The 16,695-nt window shown below is 69.5% G+C and carries 16 protein-coding genes; 11 read left to right on the top strand and 5 right to left on the bottom strand.

The window, feature by feature from the left end:
* The 3 genes from G3I71_RS28490 to G3I71_RS28480 all read left to right on the top strand — a co-directional run.
* Positions 1-2,437: polymorphic toxin-type HINT domain-containing protein (locus tag G3I71_RS28490; protein ID WP_275409276.1), on the top strand; the 2,437-nt coding region annotated here is incomplete at its 5' end.
* A gap of 14 nt (positions 2,438-2,451) precedes the next feature.
* The gene (locus tag G3I71_RS28485) at positions 2,452-3,054 is read left to right on the top strand and encodes a hypothetical protein (protein ID WP_164318780.1); all 603 of its coding nucleotides are present in this window, start codon (positions 2,452-2,454) and stop codon (positions 3,052-3,054) included.
* Positions 3,055-3,148: 94 nt separating this feature from the next.
* Positions 3,149-3,799, top strand: a complete 651-nt coding sequence (locus tag G3I71_RS28480; protein WP_343243104.1) for a hypothetical protein — start codon at positions 3,149-3,151, stop codon at positions 3,797-3,799.
* Between the two features lie 121 nt (positions 3,800-3,920).
* Here G3I71_RS28480 and G3I71_RS28475 read toward each other — a convergent pair whose 3' ends face one another.
* Genes G3I71_RS28475 through G3I71_RS51380 form a run of 3 tightly spaced genes read right to left on the bottom strand, consistent with a single transcriptional unit; the run spans position 3,921 to position 4,680 of the window.
* Positions 3,921-4,181, bottom strand: a complete 261-nt coding sequence (locus G3I71_RS28475; protein WP_164318778.1) for a hypothetical protein — start codon at positions 4,179-4,181, stop codon at positions 3,921-3,923.
* Positions 4,178-4,387, bottom strand: coding sequence for a hypothetical protein (locus tag G3I71_RS28470; protein WP_164318776.1), 210 nt, complete (start codon positions 4,385-4,387; stop codon positions 4,178-4,180). Before G3I71_RS28470 ends, G3I71_RS28475 begins: the two co-directional genes overlap by 4 nt.
* Positions 4,384-4,680: a hypothetical protein gene (locus tag G3I71_RS51380; protein ID WP_239149398.1), complete on the bottom strand. Its 297-nt coding sequence runs from the start codon at positions 4,678-4,680 to the stop codon at positions 4,384-4,386. Before G3I71_RS51380 ends, G3I71_RS28470 begins: the two co-directional genes overlap by 4 nt.
* 231 nt (positions 4,681-4,911) lie before the next feature.
* Between G3I71_RS51380 and G3I71_RS28460 the strand changes: the two genes are divergently transcribed.
* Complete coding sequence (locus G3I71_RS28460; protein ID WP_164318774.1) at positions 4,912-6,186, top strand: hypothetical protein; 1,275 nt, start codon at positions 4,912-4,914, stop codon at positions 6,184-6,186.
* Positions 6,183-6,725, top strand: coding sequence for a GNAT family N-acetyltransferase (locus G3I71_RS28455; protein WP_239149397.1), 543 nt, complete (start codon positions 6,183-6,185; stop codon positions 6,723-6,725). The genes G3I71_RS28460 and G3I71_RS28455 overlap by 4 nt, the downstream gene beginning before the upstream one ends.
* Positions 6,726-6,766: 41 nt before the next feature.
* Here the strand turns inward: G3I71_RS28455 and G3I71_RS28450 are convergent, their stop codons facing one another.
* A complete protein-coding gene (locus G3I71_RS28450; protein WP_164318772.1) occupies positions 6,767-7,438 on the bottom strand; it encodes a nucleotidyl transferase AbiEii/AbiGii toxin family protein in 672 nt (223 codons plus the stop codon).
* The gene (locus G3I71_RS28445; RefSeq protein WP_164318770.1) at positions 7,435-7,803 is read right to left on the bottom strand and encodes a hypothetical protein; all 369 of its coding nucleotides are present in this window, start codon (positions 7,801-7,803) and stop codon (positions 7,435-7,437) included. The genes G3I71_RS28450 and G3I71_RS28445 overlap by 4 nt, the downstream gene beginning before the upstream one ends.
* A gap of 134 nt (positions 7,804-7,937) precedes the next feature.
* On the opposite strand from G3I71_RS28445, the gene G3I71_RS28440 reads away from it, so the two are divergent.
* The 6 genes from G3I71_RS28440 to galE all read left to right on the top strand — a co-directional run bounded on the left by G3I71_RS28440 (position 7,938) and on the right by galE (position 16,694).
* Positions 7,938-9,743, top strand: coding sequence for an ABC-F family ATP-binding cassette domain-containing protein (locus G3I71_RS28440; RefSeq protein ID WP_164318768.1), 1,806 nt, complete (start codon positions 7,938-7,940; stop codon positions 9,741-9,743).
* A 263-nt stretch (positions 9,744-10,006) separates the two neighbouring features.
* A complete protein-coding gene (locus tag G3I71_RS28435) occupies positions 10,007-11,812 on the top strand; it encodes a PQQ-binding-like beta-propeller repeat protein (protein WP_164318766.1) in 1,806 nt (601 codons plus the stop codon).
* Between the two features lie 76 nt (positions 11,813-11,888).
* Positions 11,889-13,520 (top strand): PQQ-binding-like beta-propeller repeat protein, encoded by a 1,632-nt coding sequence (locus tag G3I71_RS28430; RefSeq protein ID WP_164318764.1) that lies wholly within the window; start codon positions 11,889-11,891, stop codon positions 13,518-13,520.
* 232 nt (positions 13,521-13,752) lie between these two features.
* A complete protein-coding gene (locus G3I71_RS28425; protein WP_164318762.1) occupies positions 13,753-14,469 on the top strand; it encodes a LuxR C-terminal-related transcriptional regulator in 717 nt (238 codons plus the stop codon).
* Between the two features lie 180 nt (positions 14,470-14,649).
* Positions 14,650-15,735, top strand: coding sequence for a galactose-1-phosphate uridylyltransferase (gene galT, locus G3I71_RS28420; RefSeq protein ID WP_164318760.1), 1,086 nt, complete (start codon positions 14,650-14,652; stop codon positions 15,733-15,735).
* A complete protein-coding gene (galE, locus tag G3I71_RS28415; RefSeq protein ID WP_164318758.1) occupies positions 15,732-16,694 on the top strand; it encodes a UDP-glucose 4-epimerase GalE in 963 nt (320 codons plus the stop codon). The genes galT and galE overlap by 4 nt, the downstream gene beginning before the upstream one ends.
* The last annotated feature ends 1 nt before the right edge of the window (position 16,695 follow it).

The following is a 16,695-nucleotide window of genomic DNA, read 5'->3' as shown; positions in this document are numbered from 1 at the left end:
GGCGGACGCGGCCGGGCAGGCCGCCGCCGCCGCGGACGCCGCCGCCACGCGCGCGGAGGCCGCCGCCACACGGGCCCGCTCCGACGCCGACGCCGCCCAGGCCGCCAAGCTGAGAGCGGACGCCGCCGTCCGTACGGCCACCAGCGCCGCCGCCGACGCCATCACGGCCTCCCAGACCGCCTCTTCCGCTGCCCGTACCGCGGTCAAGCTGGCGGACGAGGCCGAGCAGCACGCCGCCGACGCCATGAAGCAGGCCGACGCGGCGAAGGCCGAGGCCGCCAAGGCGGTCAAGGGCTCGGCCGACGCGGCCGGCTACGCCTACACCACCGCCCAGGCGGCGGAGGACGCGGGCAACGCGGCGCAGCAGGTGGCCGCCCCAGCGAACGACGCGATCCAGCTCGGCTCGCCGTACGCCACCACCGACTCGGCCGCCGGCCTCGCGGTGCTGGCCGGTCAGTCGTCGAAGACCATCGCCGAACAGCAGCAGGCGGTCGCCGCGGCGCACGCCGCCAACGCCCAGAAGAACGCGGCCCAGGCACAGAGCCTGGCGGACGCGGCGACCGGTGACGCCAAGGCGGCGTACACGCTGGCCGCCGAGGCCGCCGTGTTCTCCGCGAACGCCCGCAGGTCGGCCCAGGAGGCGCTGGGTTACGCCGCCGAGGCGGCCAAGTACGCGGCGGACGCGCAGGCCTCACTGGCCCGTGCCGTCGAGTACGACCGCCAGGCCACCGTGGACGCCGATGCCGCCGACAAGGCGGCGGGCCGCGCCGAGGGCTACGCGGCCGACGCCCGCGCTTCCGCCGACCAGGCCGCGCTCGACGCCGATGCCGCCCGCGGCGCCGCCGCCGAGGCCGAACAGGCAGCCAAGGACGCCCGTGCGGCGGCCGACCGCGCCGACGTCGAGGCGACGGCGGCGGAGCAGGCGGCGAAGGACGCCCAGAAGTACGCGGAGTCCGCACAGCAGGCCGCCGACCAGGCCGCACAGAACGACGCCAACAGCCAGGTCCAGGCGGGCGCGGGGACCGGGGTCGGGGGTGTGTTCTCCGTCATCGACGACATCAAGCAGCGGGGTGACCCGCAGCGGCTGGCGGACGACTGCTCCCGACTGCCCTGTGACCTGGTGTACGAGGTGCCCTTCGACGCGGTCGTCAGCTACTACCTGTGCGTCAACCCGGACGTGCCGGCGACCGAGTCGGGCTGCCCGGCCGAGGACACGCTCTTCCTGAAGACGGAGACGTTCAAGGATCTGACCAAGACGGTCAACATCTCCTCCTGGGAGGCGACCAAGGCGCTGTGGAAGGGCCTCTACGAGTCGATCATCGGCGACTTCACCGGCTGCTACCACAAGGCCACCCGAAGTGATGACGGAGGGAGCTACGGCGACTGCGCCTGGGCAGCCACCTGGCTTCCGCTCGGCGGACCGATCGCGAAGATCACCGATGCGATCCGCGCCGTGGACGCCGCCATGCGCACCGGGATCGGCGTCGCCGACGCCATGAAGGCGCTGCGGGCGCTGAAGGTCGACGCCAAGGCGATGGCCGGGGTCGAGCAGAGCGTGCGGACCTACGAGGAGGCACGTACCGCCTGTGTCCGCAACAGTTTCCCCGGCGGCACCCAGGTCGTCCTCGCGGACGGCAGTCGCAAGGCCATCCGTGACGTACGGTTCGGCGACCTGCTCCTGGCCACCGACCCCGACACCGGGAGCACCCGGGGCGAGCCGGTCACCCGTACCTTCTCGCACCCCTCCAGCGACCTGCTGGACGTCACCCTGACGGACGGTGGAAGCCTGACGAGCACCTCGGGGCACAAGTTCTACGTCACCGGTCGCGGCTGGACCCTCGCGTCCGACCTGCGTGCCGGCGACAGCCTGCGCACCCCCGGCGGAAGCCTCCGCACGGTGGCCGCGGCGCTCGACCGCGACGACACGGCGCCGCGCACGGTGTACGACCTGACCGTGTCCGGGCTGCACACCTTCTACGCGGTGGCGGGCAGCACCCCGGTCCTGGTCCACAACTGCAACGACCTGGAACTGGACCACGTGTCGTTCCCCGACCAGGCGCACACTCTGAAGGAACACGTGTGGCCCAACAGGGCGGAGGCAGAGGCCCTGGCGCATGCCAAGACGCTCAAGTTCGGCACGGACAGGCCCAACAGCGTGTTCATCGACCAGCAGACCGCGCAGCAGGTCGTCGACTACGCCCTGGCCGGCAACGCGAGCAGGATCCGCACGTGGATGGCGGGACGCACCAACGAACTGACGTGGACGGGTACCTTCGGGCGGAACACATCCCTCGGCACGGTCTACTACGACAGCGGCCGAGCCGCCCCCACGGCCGCGGGCAACGGCTACTTCATCAAGCTCGTCAGAGTGCCTCGGGTGAAGGGTCAGCCGAAACACCCCCAGGGCTACTACGTGCAGACCTGCTACCCGAAGTAGGAAGGTGACCAGCTGTGCAACGTTTCACCGAGTTCGACTTCGGCGTTTCGTGGGTGATGGGCTTCTTCCATCAGGACTGCACGTATGAGGCGGATACCGAAGCCGAGCTCGTCGCGCAACACCTGCCGGAAGGGGCCGCTGAGTACGCACTGGCCGTGCGCCGCGATGCCCGGACGCTCCTCGACAGCCTTCCGTCGGAGACGCTGGAGGTGCTGTGGACGGCCGGGTCGCAGTACGGTCCGAGTTTCGCGCGGACCACGGGAGCAGAGTGGACGCGGACAGTCGTCGGTGTGTGTGACACCTGGCTGTCCGAACAGAGTGGGGTACGCCCACTCACCGGCGCCGACACGGAGGACGGCCTCACCCACCGGGACACGGTTGTCGCCGAGATCGAGGGGATGGGGTTCCTGACCGCCGAGGTACGCCAGGCGCTCGTCGACTGCGCTCACCACTGCACCCCGGACCTGGCGTTGCGGGTGCTGTTCAAGGTGGCCGTGGACACCCCCGGTGCGTCGTTGTCCGAGGACCAGTACAAGAGGCTGGAGACCATCGGATCGGCGCTCCACTACGGCGAGTTCCTGGTGGAGGACGTCAAATTCCTGGTGGCCGACGACTAGAAGTACGGCGCGAGGGCTCTCCCCGTACGGCCGCACAGGAAGAGCCCTCGCACGGCGTTCCCGATCTGGTCCCCACCGCAGGAGGTGACGGTCAGTGCGAAGTGCCGACGAGTCCGACTTCGGTGTGACATGGCTGATGAGCATGTTCCACGAGGATTGGAGTCATCACGGGCCCACGGCCGCCGACGCGGTCGGGTACCACCTCTGGGACGAACTGGACCCGGAGAGCGTGCTCGCCGTCCGGCGGGACGCTCGGCTTCTACTGTGCCTTCCCTCGGAGACGATCGAGGCGCTGTGGCTGGCCGGCACGGCGGTCGGGCCGTCCTTCTTCTCCGGGGGACGGACCGGCGTCACCTCGGGAACGCGGTGGATGGAGACGCTCACCGATCTGTGCGACGCCTGGCTGACCCGGCGCGCGCAGGCCGCCGTCCCCGCCGCCGTCCCCGCCGCCGTCCCCGGCGAGTGGGACGGCGTGGAGCTGGCCGACGCGGTCCTCGCCGAGATCGGTGAGGACCGCGTCGTACCGGAGGGCGTCGGGCGGGCGTTGGCCGAGTGTGTCCGTCACTGCACCCCGGACCTGGCGTTCCGGCTGTTGCTGCGGGCGATGGCCCAGCTCGGCACCGCGTCGGGTACCCCGTCCGGCGCCGCGCTCTCGCCGGAGAATTACGAGCGGCTGGCGGCGCTGGGATCGGCACTGCACTACGGCGAGTTCGTCGTCTCCGAAGTGCGGCATCTGGTGAAGTGAGGAACGCCGGGCCGACGTGCCCCCAACAGGTCTTCTCCGGAGGCCTGTTGGGGGACTCGGCTCCGGGCGCGATGAGATCATGTACGGGTACCTACGCGGATGCCGGCGTGGATCTACGCCTCTACGCGCGCCCCACGATGCACGCCGCGCTGGGCGATACCTGGACGGACCGGCGGCGGTCCGGCCCGGACGGCGGCGCCGGGTGAGCGTCGAGGGCGCGGCAGAGGGCGGCGTGGAGGTGCTCGGCCTCGGCGGGCGTGAGGGTCAGTTCGGCGTCGGCCGGGTGGTCGCCGTCGCGGGTCAGGCGCAGGGGGAGGGCCAGATGATCGTCGTCGGTGCGGTGCAGGGGGCGACCGGGGGTGCGCTCGATCTTCCAGGTCACGACGACTCCTTCTTCGGCTCGGGCCGTCCGATACACGCGAGGCGGTACGTGCCCCACAGCGCCCGTCCGTCGTCGCAGCCGTCCGATGCCTTGCTCATACGCTTGCAGTGGTCGCACTTGCGTGCGTGCTCGAACCAGAGTCGGTAGGCGAGCAGCGTGGGGTCTTCGGGCTTTAGTGCGGCCGTGTCCGCTCTCCCGTCGCTCACTGGAGCACCTCCGCGAACTTCGGTTCCCTATAGGCGGGTTGGCGTTCCTCAAGGTGGACGACGTAGGCGCGTACGATGTCACCCGAGTCCATGTGCGCCGCGAAAGCGGGCGGTACGGCGGGCGGCCACAGCCAGGGTGCTCGGCGGCGGCGCGCGTTGGCAAGGATCGCGGCCCACATCTGCGGCGAGGTGCGAGGCCCTGCCGAACGTGGATCGGCCTCCGGCGCAGGGGTGTTGAGGGCTGCGAGGGTGGGGCCGTCGGTCGTACTCGACCCGGACAGAAACGCTCTCACCCATTCGAGTAAGCGTGATACACACGGCATGTCGGCTCCGTTCCAGTCGGCCGCGCCCCGGGCCGTGACAGCGGCGCCGGGGTCGTTGATGTCCCATACCGTCGCCTCCCGGCGGCTCTTCGCGAAAGGCAACTTCGGCGCGGGTGACTTCAGAGGAGAGGGAAACTTCGTCTCCCGCTCACGAATCGTCATCACGTGGTTACGCTGGGATCTTCCGGTGGGGGAAAGCCGATGGACCGTCAACTCCAGCCGAACCACACGCTCCGGCGCCTCATGGCCGAGTACGGGTTCACCAGAGAGGGCCTCGCGGAGGCCGTCAACAACGCGGCTGAACGGGAGTCGGGCGGGCCCGGCAACTGCGGTGCCCGTCTTGTCGGTTACTGGCTGAGCGGGAAGACCACCTGGCCGCGAACCGGTACCCGCGGCCTGCTGGAGGCGGTCTTTCGCCGTCCAGTGGAGGAACTGGGATTCAGGCCTCCCGTGACAGGCCGTGTGCGGGTTACGGTGCGGGAGTCCGTCTCCGTACCGTCCCAGGATCCGCCCGTGCTGCGCCGCAAGTTCGTCATCGGCCTCGGAAGCCTTGTCGCTCTGCCCGTGCTCCCCGAGTCGGGTCGCCTGGGCGTGAAGGACATCGAGCACATCCACGCCACCGAGACGCAACTGCTGCGTCTCGACGACCAATACGGCAGCGAGCAGCTCGCGGGGGTGTCCGCGCACTACATCGGGCACATCGAGCGCACCATGCGGCAGTGCAGCTACGGCGGTCGTATCCAGACCGAGTTGCACCGCACGCTCGGCAACATGTGCGCCGTAGCCGGCTGGTTCTGCTACGACTCCGCACGGCACGAAGGCGCCCGCCGCTGGTGGGACACGGGCCTGCGCTACGCCCTCCTGGCGCGTGACCCCCTGCTCCAGGCCCGCGTCTGGTCCTACATGTCCCGACAGGCGGTCGACCTCGGGCACGGCAGTGAGGCCGTCGCCATCGCACGTGCGGCGCTCGACGCCACCCGGGGCCGAAGAGAGGCATACCTCTCCGCGCTCCTGCATACCCGTGTCGCGCTCGGCCTGGCGGCAGTCGGGGAGGCCACACGCTCCTTCCAGTCCCTCCACCGCGCGGAACAGGAGATCGACCGTACGGAAGCGGACGCCCAGCCGTGGCTGTCGTTCGTCGGCCCTGCCGAGGTGCTGGCGCAAGGGGCGCTCTGCCAGGACCAACTGGGCGCGTACGACCTGGCGGTGGAACTGCGCCGCCAGGCGTCGGACCTCAGGGGCACGGCATTCCGGCGCAACCGGTTCTCCGACCGCGTTCACCTGGCGGAGTGCCTCCTCGCCGGAGGCGAGCATGACGAGGCGATTTCCGTGGGCCACCAGGCGCTGAGCCTCCTCCCCGAAGTCCGTACGCCTCGTTGGAACACGCACCTGAGCGTCTTCGGGCACAACGTGCTCCAGATGAGGGTGCCCGGGGCCACAGAGTTCGCGGATCACTACCGGGAGGCGACGGCATGACGGACGTACTCACACTCAGCACCTACCAGCAGGACCACCTGCCCCGGATCAGACAGACACTGCTGGACGTGTACGCCGAGGTCTACGCGAAGGAGATCGCCGCCGACCCCTTCTTCTCCGTGGAACGCTTCGACGAGCGACTGACCGGCCACGCATCCGCGCCCGGCTGGACCTGTGTACTCGGCGAGGTGAACGGCGACCCGGTCGGTTACGCCTACGGAGCCACCGTCAGGCGCGGCGGCTGGTGGAACGGCGTACAGACTCCGATGGACCCCGAGCTGATCCGGGAGGACGGTTCCCGCACCTTCGGGCTGTTCGAGATCATGGTGCGCGTACCGTGGCGCGGGCAGGGCATCGCCCGTGGCATCCACGACGAGCTGATGAGCCGACGGCCGGAAGAACGAGCCGCGCTGACCGTGGAGCGGTCCCACTTCAAGGTCCGTGTGCTGTACGCGAGTTGGGGGTACCGCAAGGTCGGCGAACTGAAGCCGGCAGCGGACTCGCCCCTGTACGACGCCATGATTCTCGATCTGCGTTGACCCACGCTCCGCCGGTGTGACAACGGCAGCCCGGACCGCTGTCAGCCCTCGTGGTCCTCTGTCGCCCCGGTCAGCCGCTGATCGAGGTCGCTCACCCACAGCTGGGCCCAGATCCTGAGCGCTTCGGTCTCGTCCGGGGTGAGGCCGTAGGCGGCGAACTCGTCGTCGTCGAACCACTCCGCACCGCCGAGGCGCTCACGGAGGTCCTGGAGACGGAACTCGCCGCGACCGTGCCGCTCGCCGAGTCGTTCGAGATCTTGAAGGGTGCGGCTGTCCGCGGCGGCATGGACGTCGATGAGGTCTCTGACGGCACCACGGTCGGCCAACGCACGGACCTTGGTCCCGATGACGTCGTCGAAGGCGAGCACCGGTCCGTGTTCGGTCAACTCGGGTGACGCCCAGAAGTTCTCCTTCAGGACGTCCACTTCACAGTCCTCGCCCGTGTCCGGACTGGCCACCAGGAGTCGAGCGGAAAGCGGGTCGACGCTGATGACGGTGACCCTCCACCCTCGGTCCGCCAGGCCCCGCTGAAGGTCCTCCGCAATGGCGGCCATAGGCGCAGGGTTCTCGGTCGCGACGTCGATGTCCTGGCTGAGCCGGTCGACGAGCCCGTGAGCCTGGACGGCGTATCCGCCGGTAATGACCAACGGATAAGGAGTGCCGATGGAAAGGACATCGGCGAGGAGTCGACGGTGGAGGTCGCTGAGGTTCACGCCGAAGTTGGTCCTGTCCGGCGCACGAGTTCAGGGAAGTGTTCTTCCCACACCGTACGGATGTGCCGGCTGATGAGGGTGCGCAGGACCGGCCACTGCTCGATCAGCAGATCGCGGTGGAGGAAGGCCGCCACATCATCCCGCTGTCCTTCGGCCAGGACGGTGCGGTACAGGCTCATACGCTGCCGGGGCCGGTCCAGATCGTAGCTGCGCAAGCCTGACCAGGCGATGTGGAGGGGCAGCGGAACCTGGCCGTGTGTCGGACCGGCGAGGTCTTCGATGGCGTCCGGGAGCCGGTACGCGTAGCGCGCCCGCAGCACGTCGGCCGTGGAGGGCGAGGAACCGGAGAAGGACTGCGCTGCCATGCCGGTGATTATTCCTCCTCGCCTGCGCGGGCGCCTACACGGTGCCGTTTCACCCGCCCCGCGAATCCGCCCGCCAACCAAACCCACCCCGCCCATTACTCTGGAAGGTCGACCCACCCCACCTCAGGAGCAAAATGGCCGTCAACCTCGTCAATGTCGAGAACGTCAGCAAGGTGTACGGGACCCGTGCCCTGCTCGACGGGATCTCGCTCGGGGTGTCCGAGGGGGACCGGATCGGGGTCGTGGGTCGTAATGGCGACGGCAAGACCACCCTCATCCGGATGCTCGCCAAGCTGGAGGAGGCCGACACCGGGCGTGTCACCCACTCCGGCGGACTGCGCCTGGGCGTCCTCACCCAGCACGACTCCCTCGACCCCACCGCCACCGTCCGCCACGAGGTCATCCGGGACATGGCGGACCACGAGTGGGCCGGAAACTCCAAGATCAGGGACGTACTCACCGGGTTGTTCGGCGGACTCGACCTGCCCGGGTTCCCGCAGGGCCTCGACACCGTCATCGCGCCCCTCTCCGGTGGTGAGCGGCGCCGGATCGCGCTCGCCAAGCTGCTCATCGACGATCCCGACCTGATCGTTCTCGACGAGCCCACCAACCACCTCGACGTCGAGGGCATCTCCTGGCTCGCCCGGCATCTGCGCGAGCGCCGCTCCGCGCTCGTCTGCGTCACCCACGACCGGTGGTTCCTCGACCAGGTCTGCACCAGCATGTGGGACGTGCAGAAGGGCGATGTGTACGAGTACGAGGGCGGCTACACCGACTACGTCTTCGCCCGCGCCGAACGCGAGCGCATCGCCGCCACCGAAGAGGTCAAGCGGCAGAACCTCGTCCGCAAGGAGCTGGCCTGGCTGCGGCGCGGGGCGCCCGCCCGTACGTCGAAGCCGCGCTTCCGTGTCGAGGCCGCCAACGAGCTGATCGCCGACGTGCCGCCGCCCCGGGACAGCAGCGAGCTGATGAAGTTCGCCTCGACCCGGCTCGGCAAGACCGTGTTCGACCTCGAGGACGTGACCGTGCAGGCCGGGCCCAAGGTGCTCCTCAAGCACCTCACCTGGCAGCTCGGCCCCGGCGACCGCATCGGGCTCGTCGGGGTGAACGGCGCCGGCAAGACCTCCCTCCTGCGTGCCATGGCCGACGCCTCCCGCAGCGGGGGCGAGACACAGCCCGTCGCTGGACGGGTCGCCGTGGGCAAGACCGTCAAGCTGGCCTATCTCTCCCAGGAGGTCGCCGAGCTCGACCCGAACCTGCGGGTGCTGGAGGCCGTGCAGCAGATCCGCGACCGCGTCGACCTCGGCAAGGGGCGTGAGCTGACCGCCGGGCAGCTGTGCGAGACGTTCGGGTTCGGGAAGGAGAAGCAGTGGACCCCGGTCGGGGACCTGAGCGGTGGTGAGCGGCGCAGGCTGCAGATCCTGCGTCTCCTCATGGACGAGCCCAACGTCCTCTTCCTCGACGAGCCCACCAACGACCTCGACATCGAGACCCTCACCCAGCTCGAGGACCTCCTCGACAGCTGGCCCGGCTCCATGGTCGTCATCTCCCACGACCGGTTCTTCATCGAGCGGACCACCGACCGCGTCTTCGCCCTTCTCGGCGACGCCACCCTGCGCATGCTGCCGCGCGGCATCGACGAGTACCTGGAGCGGCGCAAGCGGATGGAGCAGGTCGCCGCAGCCGCCGTACCGGTGCCCGCCGCCAAGGCCGTCACCGAGAAGAACGCCGCCGACACCCGTGCCGCCAAGAAGGAACTCCAGAAGATCGAGCGGCAGTTGGGCAAGATGTCCGATCGCGAGACCAAGCTGCACGCCCAGATCGCCGACAACGCCACCGACTTCGGTAAGGTCGCCGAACTCGACGCCGAACTGCGCGAACTCATCGGCGAACGCGACGAGTTGGAAATGCGCTGGCTGGAACTCGCGGACGAGGCATAGCCGTCGCACAGCCGAGGGCGGACGAACCGTGAAACTCGCAGACATGGCGTGAAGAGCGGGTGAACGCGCATAACGGCGGCATCACGGGCCTGTTCGCCCTTGGGAACAGAGGTGGGCAGGGGCGGATACAGTCCGGTGAGGGGCGGCCACGGAGTGGTAGAAAGAGCCCTCTGAAACTCCCTGAGTGCCCATCCGCGTGCGTCCGCGCACCGTTCGCGTATTTCGGGGCGTGGCTAAAAATCAGCTGAAGGGGGAAAGCGCTGATGACCCAGCCGCCCAGCCAACCGCCCCAGGGGCCGCCCCCGGGCGGCTTCGGCCCACCGCCGGAAACTCCACAAGTACCGCAAGGAGTACCGCAGGGGGTGCCGCAGGGATCGCCGTACGGGGCTCCGCCACCCCTGCCACCGGCCCCGCCCACCCCCCAGCCGGGCTACGGCCATCCGCAGCAGCCCGGCCCCTACACCCAACCGGGCCCGTACGGTGCCCAGTCGGGCCCCTACGCCCAGTACCCCCCGGCGTACGGGGCGGCGCCCACCCCCGGCTACGGCTATCCCGGCCAGCAGTCCCCTCAGTTCCCCGGCGCCCCCGTCCCCCCGCCGCAGTTCCCGCCCGGCGGCGGTTCCCGCGGCCCCTTCAAGGGGCGGCCCGCGATGCTGCTCGGGGCGGCCGTCGCCGCGCTGCTCGTCATCGGGGGCACGGTGTACGCCGTGACCAGCGGCGGTGGCGACGACGAAAAGCCCGCGGCCGGTGGCAGTCAGGCCGACCCGGAACTCTCCGTGCCCGCCTCCGGCCCCGCCGACGCCGGTGAGGGCAGCGGCGGGAGCGGCGGTACCGCCGGCGCGGACCCCGACAACCTCAACGAGGGGCGCCAGGCCGGGGAGTCGAAGGTGCTCTGGTACAAGGAGGCGCCGGACGCGCCCGCCTCCGGTGCCGACGCCGACGGCATGTGGATCACCGACAAGGTGGCCGTGAAGACGGCGTACAAGGAGGTGTTCGCGTTCCGCGTCGGGAACGGGGACACGGCCTGGGGGCCGATCACCTTCCCGCAGAAGATCTGTGCCGTCACTCCGCAGAAGTCGGCCGACGACAAGATCGTGGTCGCCTACATGAGCGGCGCCAGTGAGCGCGCCAAGTGCAACAAGCTCCAGGTGCTCGACCTGAACACGGGCGCGAAGGGCTGGAGCGGCGAGGTCGCCGACGGGGCGCTGTTCGACAGCGCGCTGAGCGTCGAACTGACGCTCACCGGGACGACCCTGATGGTCGGACGCTCACAGTCCGGCACGGCGTACGACCTGAACACCGGCGCCAAACTGTTCGACAAGGTGAAGTACGGGGCCGCCTGCTTCCCCGCCGCCTTCGCGGGCGGCGCCAAGCTGATCGTCGTGTCGTCCTGCGGGGCCTCCACCTCCACCGAGCACGACGAGGTGCAGGAACTGGACCCGAAGACCGGTGCGGCCCGCTGGACCCGGCCCATTCCGAAGGGCTGGGCGGTCGGGCGTACGTACTCCGTCGATCCTGTCGTCCTCTATCTCACCAACGCGGACAAGAAGTCGTGGAACATCTCCACGCTCAAGGCCGACGGCAGCTTCCGTTCCGAGGTCGCCGTCGACGAGTCCTTCGCACCCGTGTGCGGCTGGGCGATCCTCGAACGCGCCCTCCAGGGCTGCCAGGGCGTCGCCGCCGACGCGGAGACCCTCTATCTGCCGACCGAGGCGACGAGCGCTGCCAACGAGATCGTCGCGATCGACCTGGCCACCGGCAAGGAGAAGTGGCGCACCAAGTCCCCGGCCGACGAATCGATGCTGCCGCTGAAGATCGAGAGCGGCTCGCTCATCGCCTACGTCGAACCGTCGTACGACGCCGGCGGCCAGGTCGTGTCGATCCCCCTCACCGGCAGCAGCCACACCCCGACGACGCTGCTGAAGAACCCGGAGGCAGCCGCCGACGTCGAGAACGGCTTCTACTCCAAGGCGTACGACTGGGTCGACGGCCGCTTCTACCTCTCCACCACCCGGCTGAGCGGCAGTGACGAGCAGAAGGAGAAGCTGATGCTCGCTTTCGGCAAGTGAGCCGCCCTCTCCCTCGCACTCTCACTCTCCCCCTTTCTCCTTTCTTTCCTCTATCCGCTCCCGAGGTACCCACGTCATGACCCAGCCGCCGCCCCCGCCCCCGCCCAACCAGCCCCCGCCCGGCTACGGCTATCCCCAGGGCGGCCCGAACCCGTACGCCCAGCAGCCCCCGTACGGTTCTCCCGCCTACGGCTATCCGCAGCAGCCGCAGCCCGCCTATCCACCCCCGGGTCCGCCTCAACCACCCACCCCCAAAGGGAAGTTGAACGCGCAGGCGGTCATCATCGTCTCCGCCGTCGCCGCGATCGCGCTGATCATCGGCGGCGGTGTCTGGTACTCCTCCACCAAGGACGGCCGGGCCGACGCGAAGAGCGGCGACAAGAACAGCACCGCCGGCACCACCGGGGGAACCGGCGACAGCGGTGGTACGGGTGGTGGCAGTGGCGCGGACAAGGCGCCCGCGAACACCGCCTCCAAGGTCCTCTTCCAGCTCCCTCAGCCCGCCATCGGCGCCGACGGGAACAGCGCCACCGTCGACGGGTCGTGGCTCACCGACACGGTGTACGCCAAGAGCGGCTTCGCCGAGATCGTCGGGTACGACCCCGTGAAGGGCACCAAGCTCTGGACGGTCCCGCTGCCCGGCCCGGTGTGCGAGGCGAGCCGGCACACCACCGCCGACCACCGGACGGCGATCGTGTACGAGCCCGCCATGCCGACCAAGGACAAGCCCTCGCACGGCTGTAGCCAGGTCGCGGCCATCGACCTCGACGCGGGCAAGGAGCTGTGGACGCGGACGGTCAAGTCCGGCGACCAGGCGATCACCCTCAACAACGTGACGGTCAGCGCGAACACGGTCGCCGTCGGCAGCACCAACGGCGGCGCCGCCTTCGACATCAGCGGCAAGGTCCTGTGGGCCCCGAAGCCGACCGACACCTGCTACGACGCGGGCTACGGCGGCGGCGAGAAGCTGGTCGCGGTGCGTAAGTGCGGTGCGTACGGATCCCGGCAGCTGAAGATCCAGACCATCGACCCGGTCTCCGGGAAGGTGCTCTCCGAGTACGCGATGGCCAAGGGCATCGAGAGCGCCAGCATCGTGTCGACGAACCCGCTCGTCGTGGCAGCCGACGTCAACTACTCGGCGGGCGACGGCAGCGGCATCTCGGACTTCTTCTCCATCGACAACAAGACGGGACAGCTGCGTACGAAGATCTCGGCGCCCGGCGACAAGTACGCCGCCAAGTGCGAGGGCATCACCAAGATCGAGTACTGCACCAAAGTGGTCGTCGGCAACGACCGGCTCTACCTCCCGACCGAGAGCCACGACGGCACCGGCGAGTACAGCAAGACCAACGAGATCGTCGCCTTCGACCTCGCCACCGGCAAGCTGGACGGTCAGCGGGCGGACGCGGGCGACGGCTACACGATCTCCCCGCTGACCATGGACGACGGCAACGTGATCGCGTACAAGAGCCCGCCCTACGACAAGGGCGGCCAGGTCGTCAGCATCGACGGCGGCTCCTTCGCGCAGACGAAGCTGATGGAGAACCCGGCGACGAAGGCGGTGCGCGAGGTCGAGTTCGACATGCAGCCCGAGTCCGCCGAGCTCATCTACGCCGACGGCCGCCTCTACATGTCGCAGGTCTTCGCCGACAAGCCCTCCACCCCCGGGGCGTCGGACTACCTGGCGATCGCGTACGGCACGAGCTGAGCCCACTTGCCTCCCTGCTCAGGGGTGGGGGCGTGCACGTACTACTCATCAACCTCGAATGAGAGGATTTTCGGCGATCCGGGGCACTTCTCTCCAGTAGGGGAAGCGCAACGTCGAACAAGCGTGTAGCTTCCGGGGGCATGGGAAGCGGGGGGAGCCGGGGGGCTCCCGTCCGTGGTGACCAGTGGACATCCAGAAGGGACAACCATTGGGGGGACTGGGGGGTGGCTCGATGGGAGTGCGGCTGATGGTGGTCGACGACCACCGACTGCTCGCCGAGGCGCTTGCCTCGGCGTTGAAGCTGCGCGGGCACCGCGTGCTCGCCGCGGCGGCGCCCACCGCGGGCGCGGCGGAACTGGTGATCACGCGCGCGCCGGAGGTGTGCCTGCTGGGCACGGCGACACCGGCCGAGCCGGGCATGTTCGACCCGGTGGTGCGGATCAAGCGCGAGCGCCCGCAGGTGGCGGTCGTGGTGCTGGGCCCGGTGCCCAGCCCGCGCGGCATCGCCGCCGCCTTCGCCGCGGGAGCTTCCGGGTACGTACGCCACGACGAGCGCATAGAGGGTGTCGAGCGCGCCATCATGAAGGCCAGGGCGGGCGAGGCGGCGGTCGCTCCGGCGCTGCTCCAGGGCGCGTTCAGCGAACTGCTCAACCCCGTCGACCAGCCCGACGACGAGGGCCAGCGCCTCCTCCAGATGCTCACACCGAGAGAGGTCGAGGTCCTGGTCCGGGTCGCCGACGGCGAGGACACGCGGCTGATCGCGGCCGGCATGGGGATCGCGCCCAGCACGGCCCGCACCCATGTGCAGCGGGTGCTGATGAAGCTGGGGGTGGGGTCCAGGCTGGAGGCGGCGGCCCTGGCGGCCCGCACGGGACTGCTGGACCGGGCGGGTCCGGTGCATCTGCACTCACCTCCCGCATCTCCCCAGCCTCTCCAACCGGACTTCTGACCTCAAGAGGTACCTGACCTTCCAGACCGCGGAGCCGGAGTTCCCGTGAACTCCGGCTCCGCTCGCGTGTCACGGACTCCGCTCACGGCTCGTCTAGCCATACCGACGGTTGTGGATTTATGATTTGATGTGTTCGGTTCTGTTTGAAGCTAGGTTTTGGGTACGGATGGAGAATCCGGCGTGAAGAAGACCTCGACGAGGCTCGCCGACGGTCGTGAGCTCATCTACTACGACCTGCGCGACGACACAGTGCGCGACGCGGTGGACCGGCGCCCCCTGGAGCGCACGGTCACGACGTCGCAGGTACGCCGGGACCCGCTGCTCGGCGACGAGGTGGCGATCGCCTCGCACCGCCAGGGCCGCATCTACCACCCCCCGGCCGACGAGTGCCCCCTCTGCCCGACCGAGGGCGACCGGCTGAGCGAGATCCCGGACTCGTCGTACGACGTGGTCGTCTTCGAGAACCGCTTCCCCTCCCTGGCCGGCGACTCCGGACGCTGCGAGGTGGTCTGCTTCACCTCCGACCACAACTCGTCCTTCGCCGACCTCACCGAGGAGCAGACGCGACTGGTCCTGGACGCGTGGACCGACCGGACGGCGGAGCTGTCGCACCTCCCCGCCGTCGAGCAGGTGTTCTGCTTCGAGAACCGCGGCGCCGAGATCGGCGTCACCCTCGGCCATCCGCACGGCCAGATCTACGCGTACCCCTTCACCACCCCCCGCACGGCCCTGATGCTCCGCTCGGTGGCCGCGCACAAGGAGGCGACGGGCGGCGAGAACCTCTTCGACTCGATCGTGGAGAAGGAACTGGCGGGCGAGCGCCTCGTGCTGGCCACCGACCACTGGGTGGCCTTCGTGCCGTACGCCGCCCACTGGCCGTACGAGGTGCACCTGTACCCCCGTCGCCGCGTGCCGGACCTCCTCGCTCTCGACGAGGACGCCCGCACAGAGTTCCCCAAGGTCTACCTGGAACTCTTGAGGCGCTTCGACCGGATCTTCGACGGGCGGGATGGAGGGAAAGAAGGCGAAGGGGAACCGCCGACGCCGTACATCGCGGGCTGGCACCAGGCGCCGTTCGGCACCCTGGAGGAGTTCGAGGGCGTCAACCGCGACGACTTCGGGCTCCACCTCGAGCTTTTCACCATTCGACGTACTTCCGGCAAGCTGAAGTTCCTCGCGGGCTCCGAGTCGGGGATGAGCGTGTTCATCAACGACATCCAGCCGGAATCCGCGGCCCAGCGACTGCGAGAGGTAGCGAGTTCATGAGCGGTAAGTACCTGGTCACCGGTGGTGCGGGCTATGTCGGCGGGGTGGTCGCCCAGCATCTGCTGGAGGCCGGCCACGAGGTCGTCGTCCTCGACAACCTCTCGACGGGCTTCCGGGAGGGCGTCCCGGCGGGTGCCACGTTCGTGGAGGGCGACATCAAGGACGCCGCCAAGTGGCTGGACGCCTCCTTCGACGGGGTGCTCCACTTCGCCGCCTCCTCCCAGGTCGGCGAGTCTGTCGTCAAGCCCGAGAAGTACTGGGACAACAACGTCGGCGGCTCGATGGCGCTGCTCACGGCGATGCGCGAGGCCGGCGTACGCAAGCTGGTCTTCTCCTCGACCGCCGCGACATACGGCGAGCCGGAGACGACCCCGATCGTCGAGACGGCCCGCACCTCCCCGACGAACCCCTACGGCGCCTCGAAGCTGGCCGTCGACCACATGATCACGAGCGAGGCGACGGCCCACGGCCTCGCCGCGGTCTCCCTCCGCTACTTCAACGTCGCCGGCGCGTACGCCACCCAGGGCGAGCGCCACGACCCCGAGTCCCACCTGATCCCCCTCGTCCTCCAGGTCGCCCAGGGCAAGCGGGACGCGATCTCGGTCTACGGCGAGGACTACCCGACCCCCGACGGCACCTGCGTACGGGACTACATCCACGTCGCGGACCTGGCGGACGCCCACCTGCTGGCCCTCGCGTCCGCGACCGCGGGCGAACACCTGATCTGCAACCTCGGCAACGGCGAGGGCTTCTCGGTCCGCGAGGTCGTCGAGACGGTACGCCGGGTCACCGGGCACCCGATCCCGGAGGTGGTGGCCCCGCGCAGGGGCGGCGACCCCGCGGTCCTGGTCGCCTCCGCCGACCGCGCCCGGACCCGCCTCGGCTGGAACCCGACCCGGTCCGACCTGGCCGGAATCGTCGCGGACGCGTGGGAGTTCGCACAGCGGCACAGCAAGTAAC

The sequence above is a fragment of the Streptomyces sp. SID12501 genome, assembly GCF_010550245.1.
Lineage (GTDB): Bacteria > Actinomycetota > Actinomycetes > Streptomycetales > Streptomycetaceae > Streptomyces.
The sequence above is the reverse complement of the archived record's forward strand: the minus strand, read 5'-3'. Positions and strand labels throughout refer to the sequence as shown.

Bases quoted from the DNA above. Each gene is read 5' to 3' on its own strand.
- G3I71_RS28425 (WP_164318762.1), top strand. From the start codon at position 13,753: ATGGGAGTGCGGCTGATGGTGGTCGACGACCACCGACTGCTCGCCGAG.
- G3I71_RS28455 (WP_239149397.1), top strand. From the start codon at position 6,183: ATGACGGACGTACTCACACTCAGCACCTACCAGCAGGACCACCTGCCC.
- G3I71_RS28435 (WP_164318766.1), top strand. From the start codon at position 10,007: ATGACCCAGCCGCCCAGCCAACCGCCCCAGGGGCCGCCCCCGGGCGGC.
- G3I71_RS28445 (WP_164318770.1), bottom strand. From the start codon at position 7,803: ATGGCAGCGCAGTCCTTCTCCGGTTCCTCGCCCTCCACGGCCGACGTG.
- G3I71_RS28430 (WP_164318764.1), top strand. From the start codon at position 11,889: ATGACCCAGCCGCCGCCCCCGCCCCCGCCCAACCAGCCCCCGCCCGGC.
- G3I71_RS28460 (WP_164318774.1), top strand. From the start codon at position 4,912: ATGGACCGTCAACTCCAGCCGAACCACACGCTCCGGCGCCTCATGGCC.
- galE (WP_164318758.1), top strand. From the start codon at position 15,732: ATGAGCGGTAAGTACCTGGTCACCGGTGGTGCGGGCTATGTCGGCGGG.
- G3I71_RS28440 (WP_164318768.1), top strand. From the start codon at position 7,938: ATGGCCGTCAACCTCGTCAATGTCGAGAACGTCAGCAAGGTGTACGGG.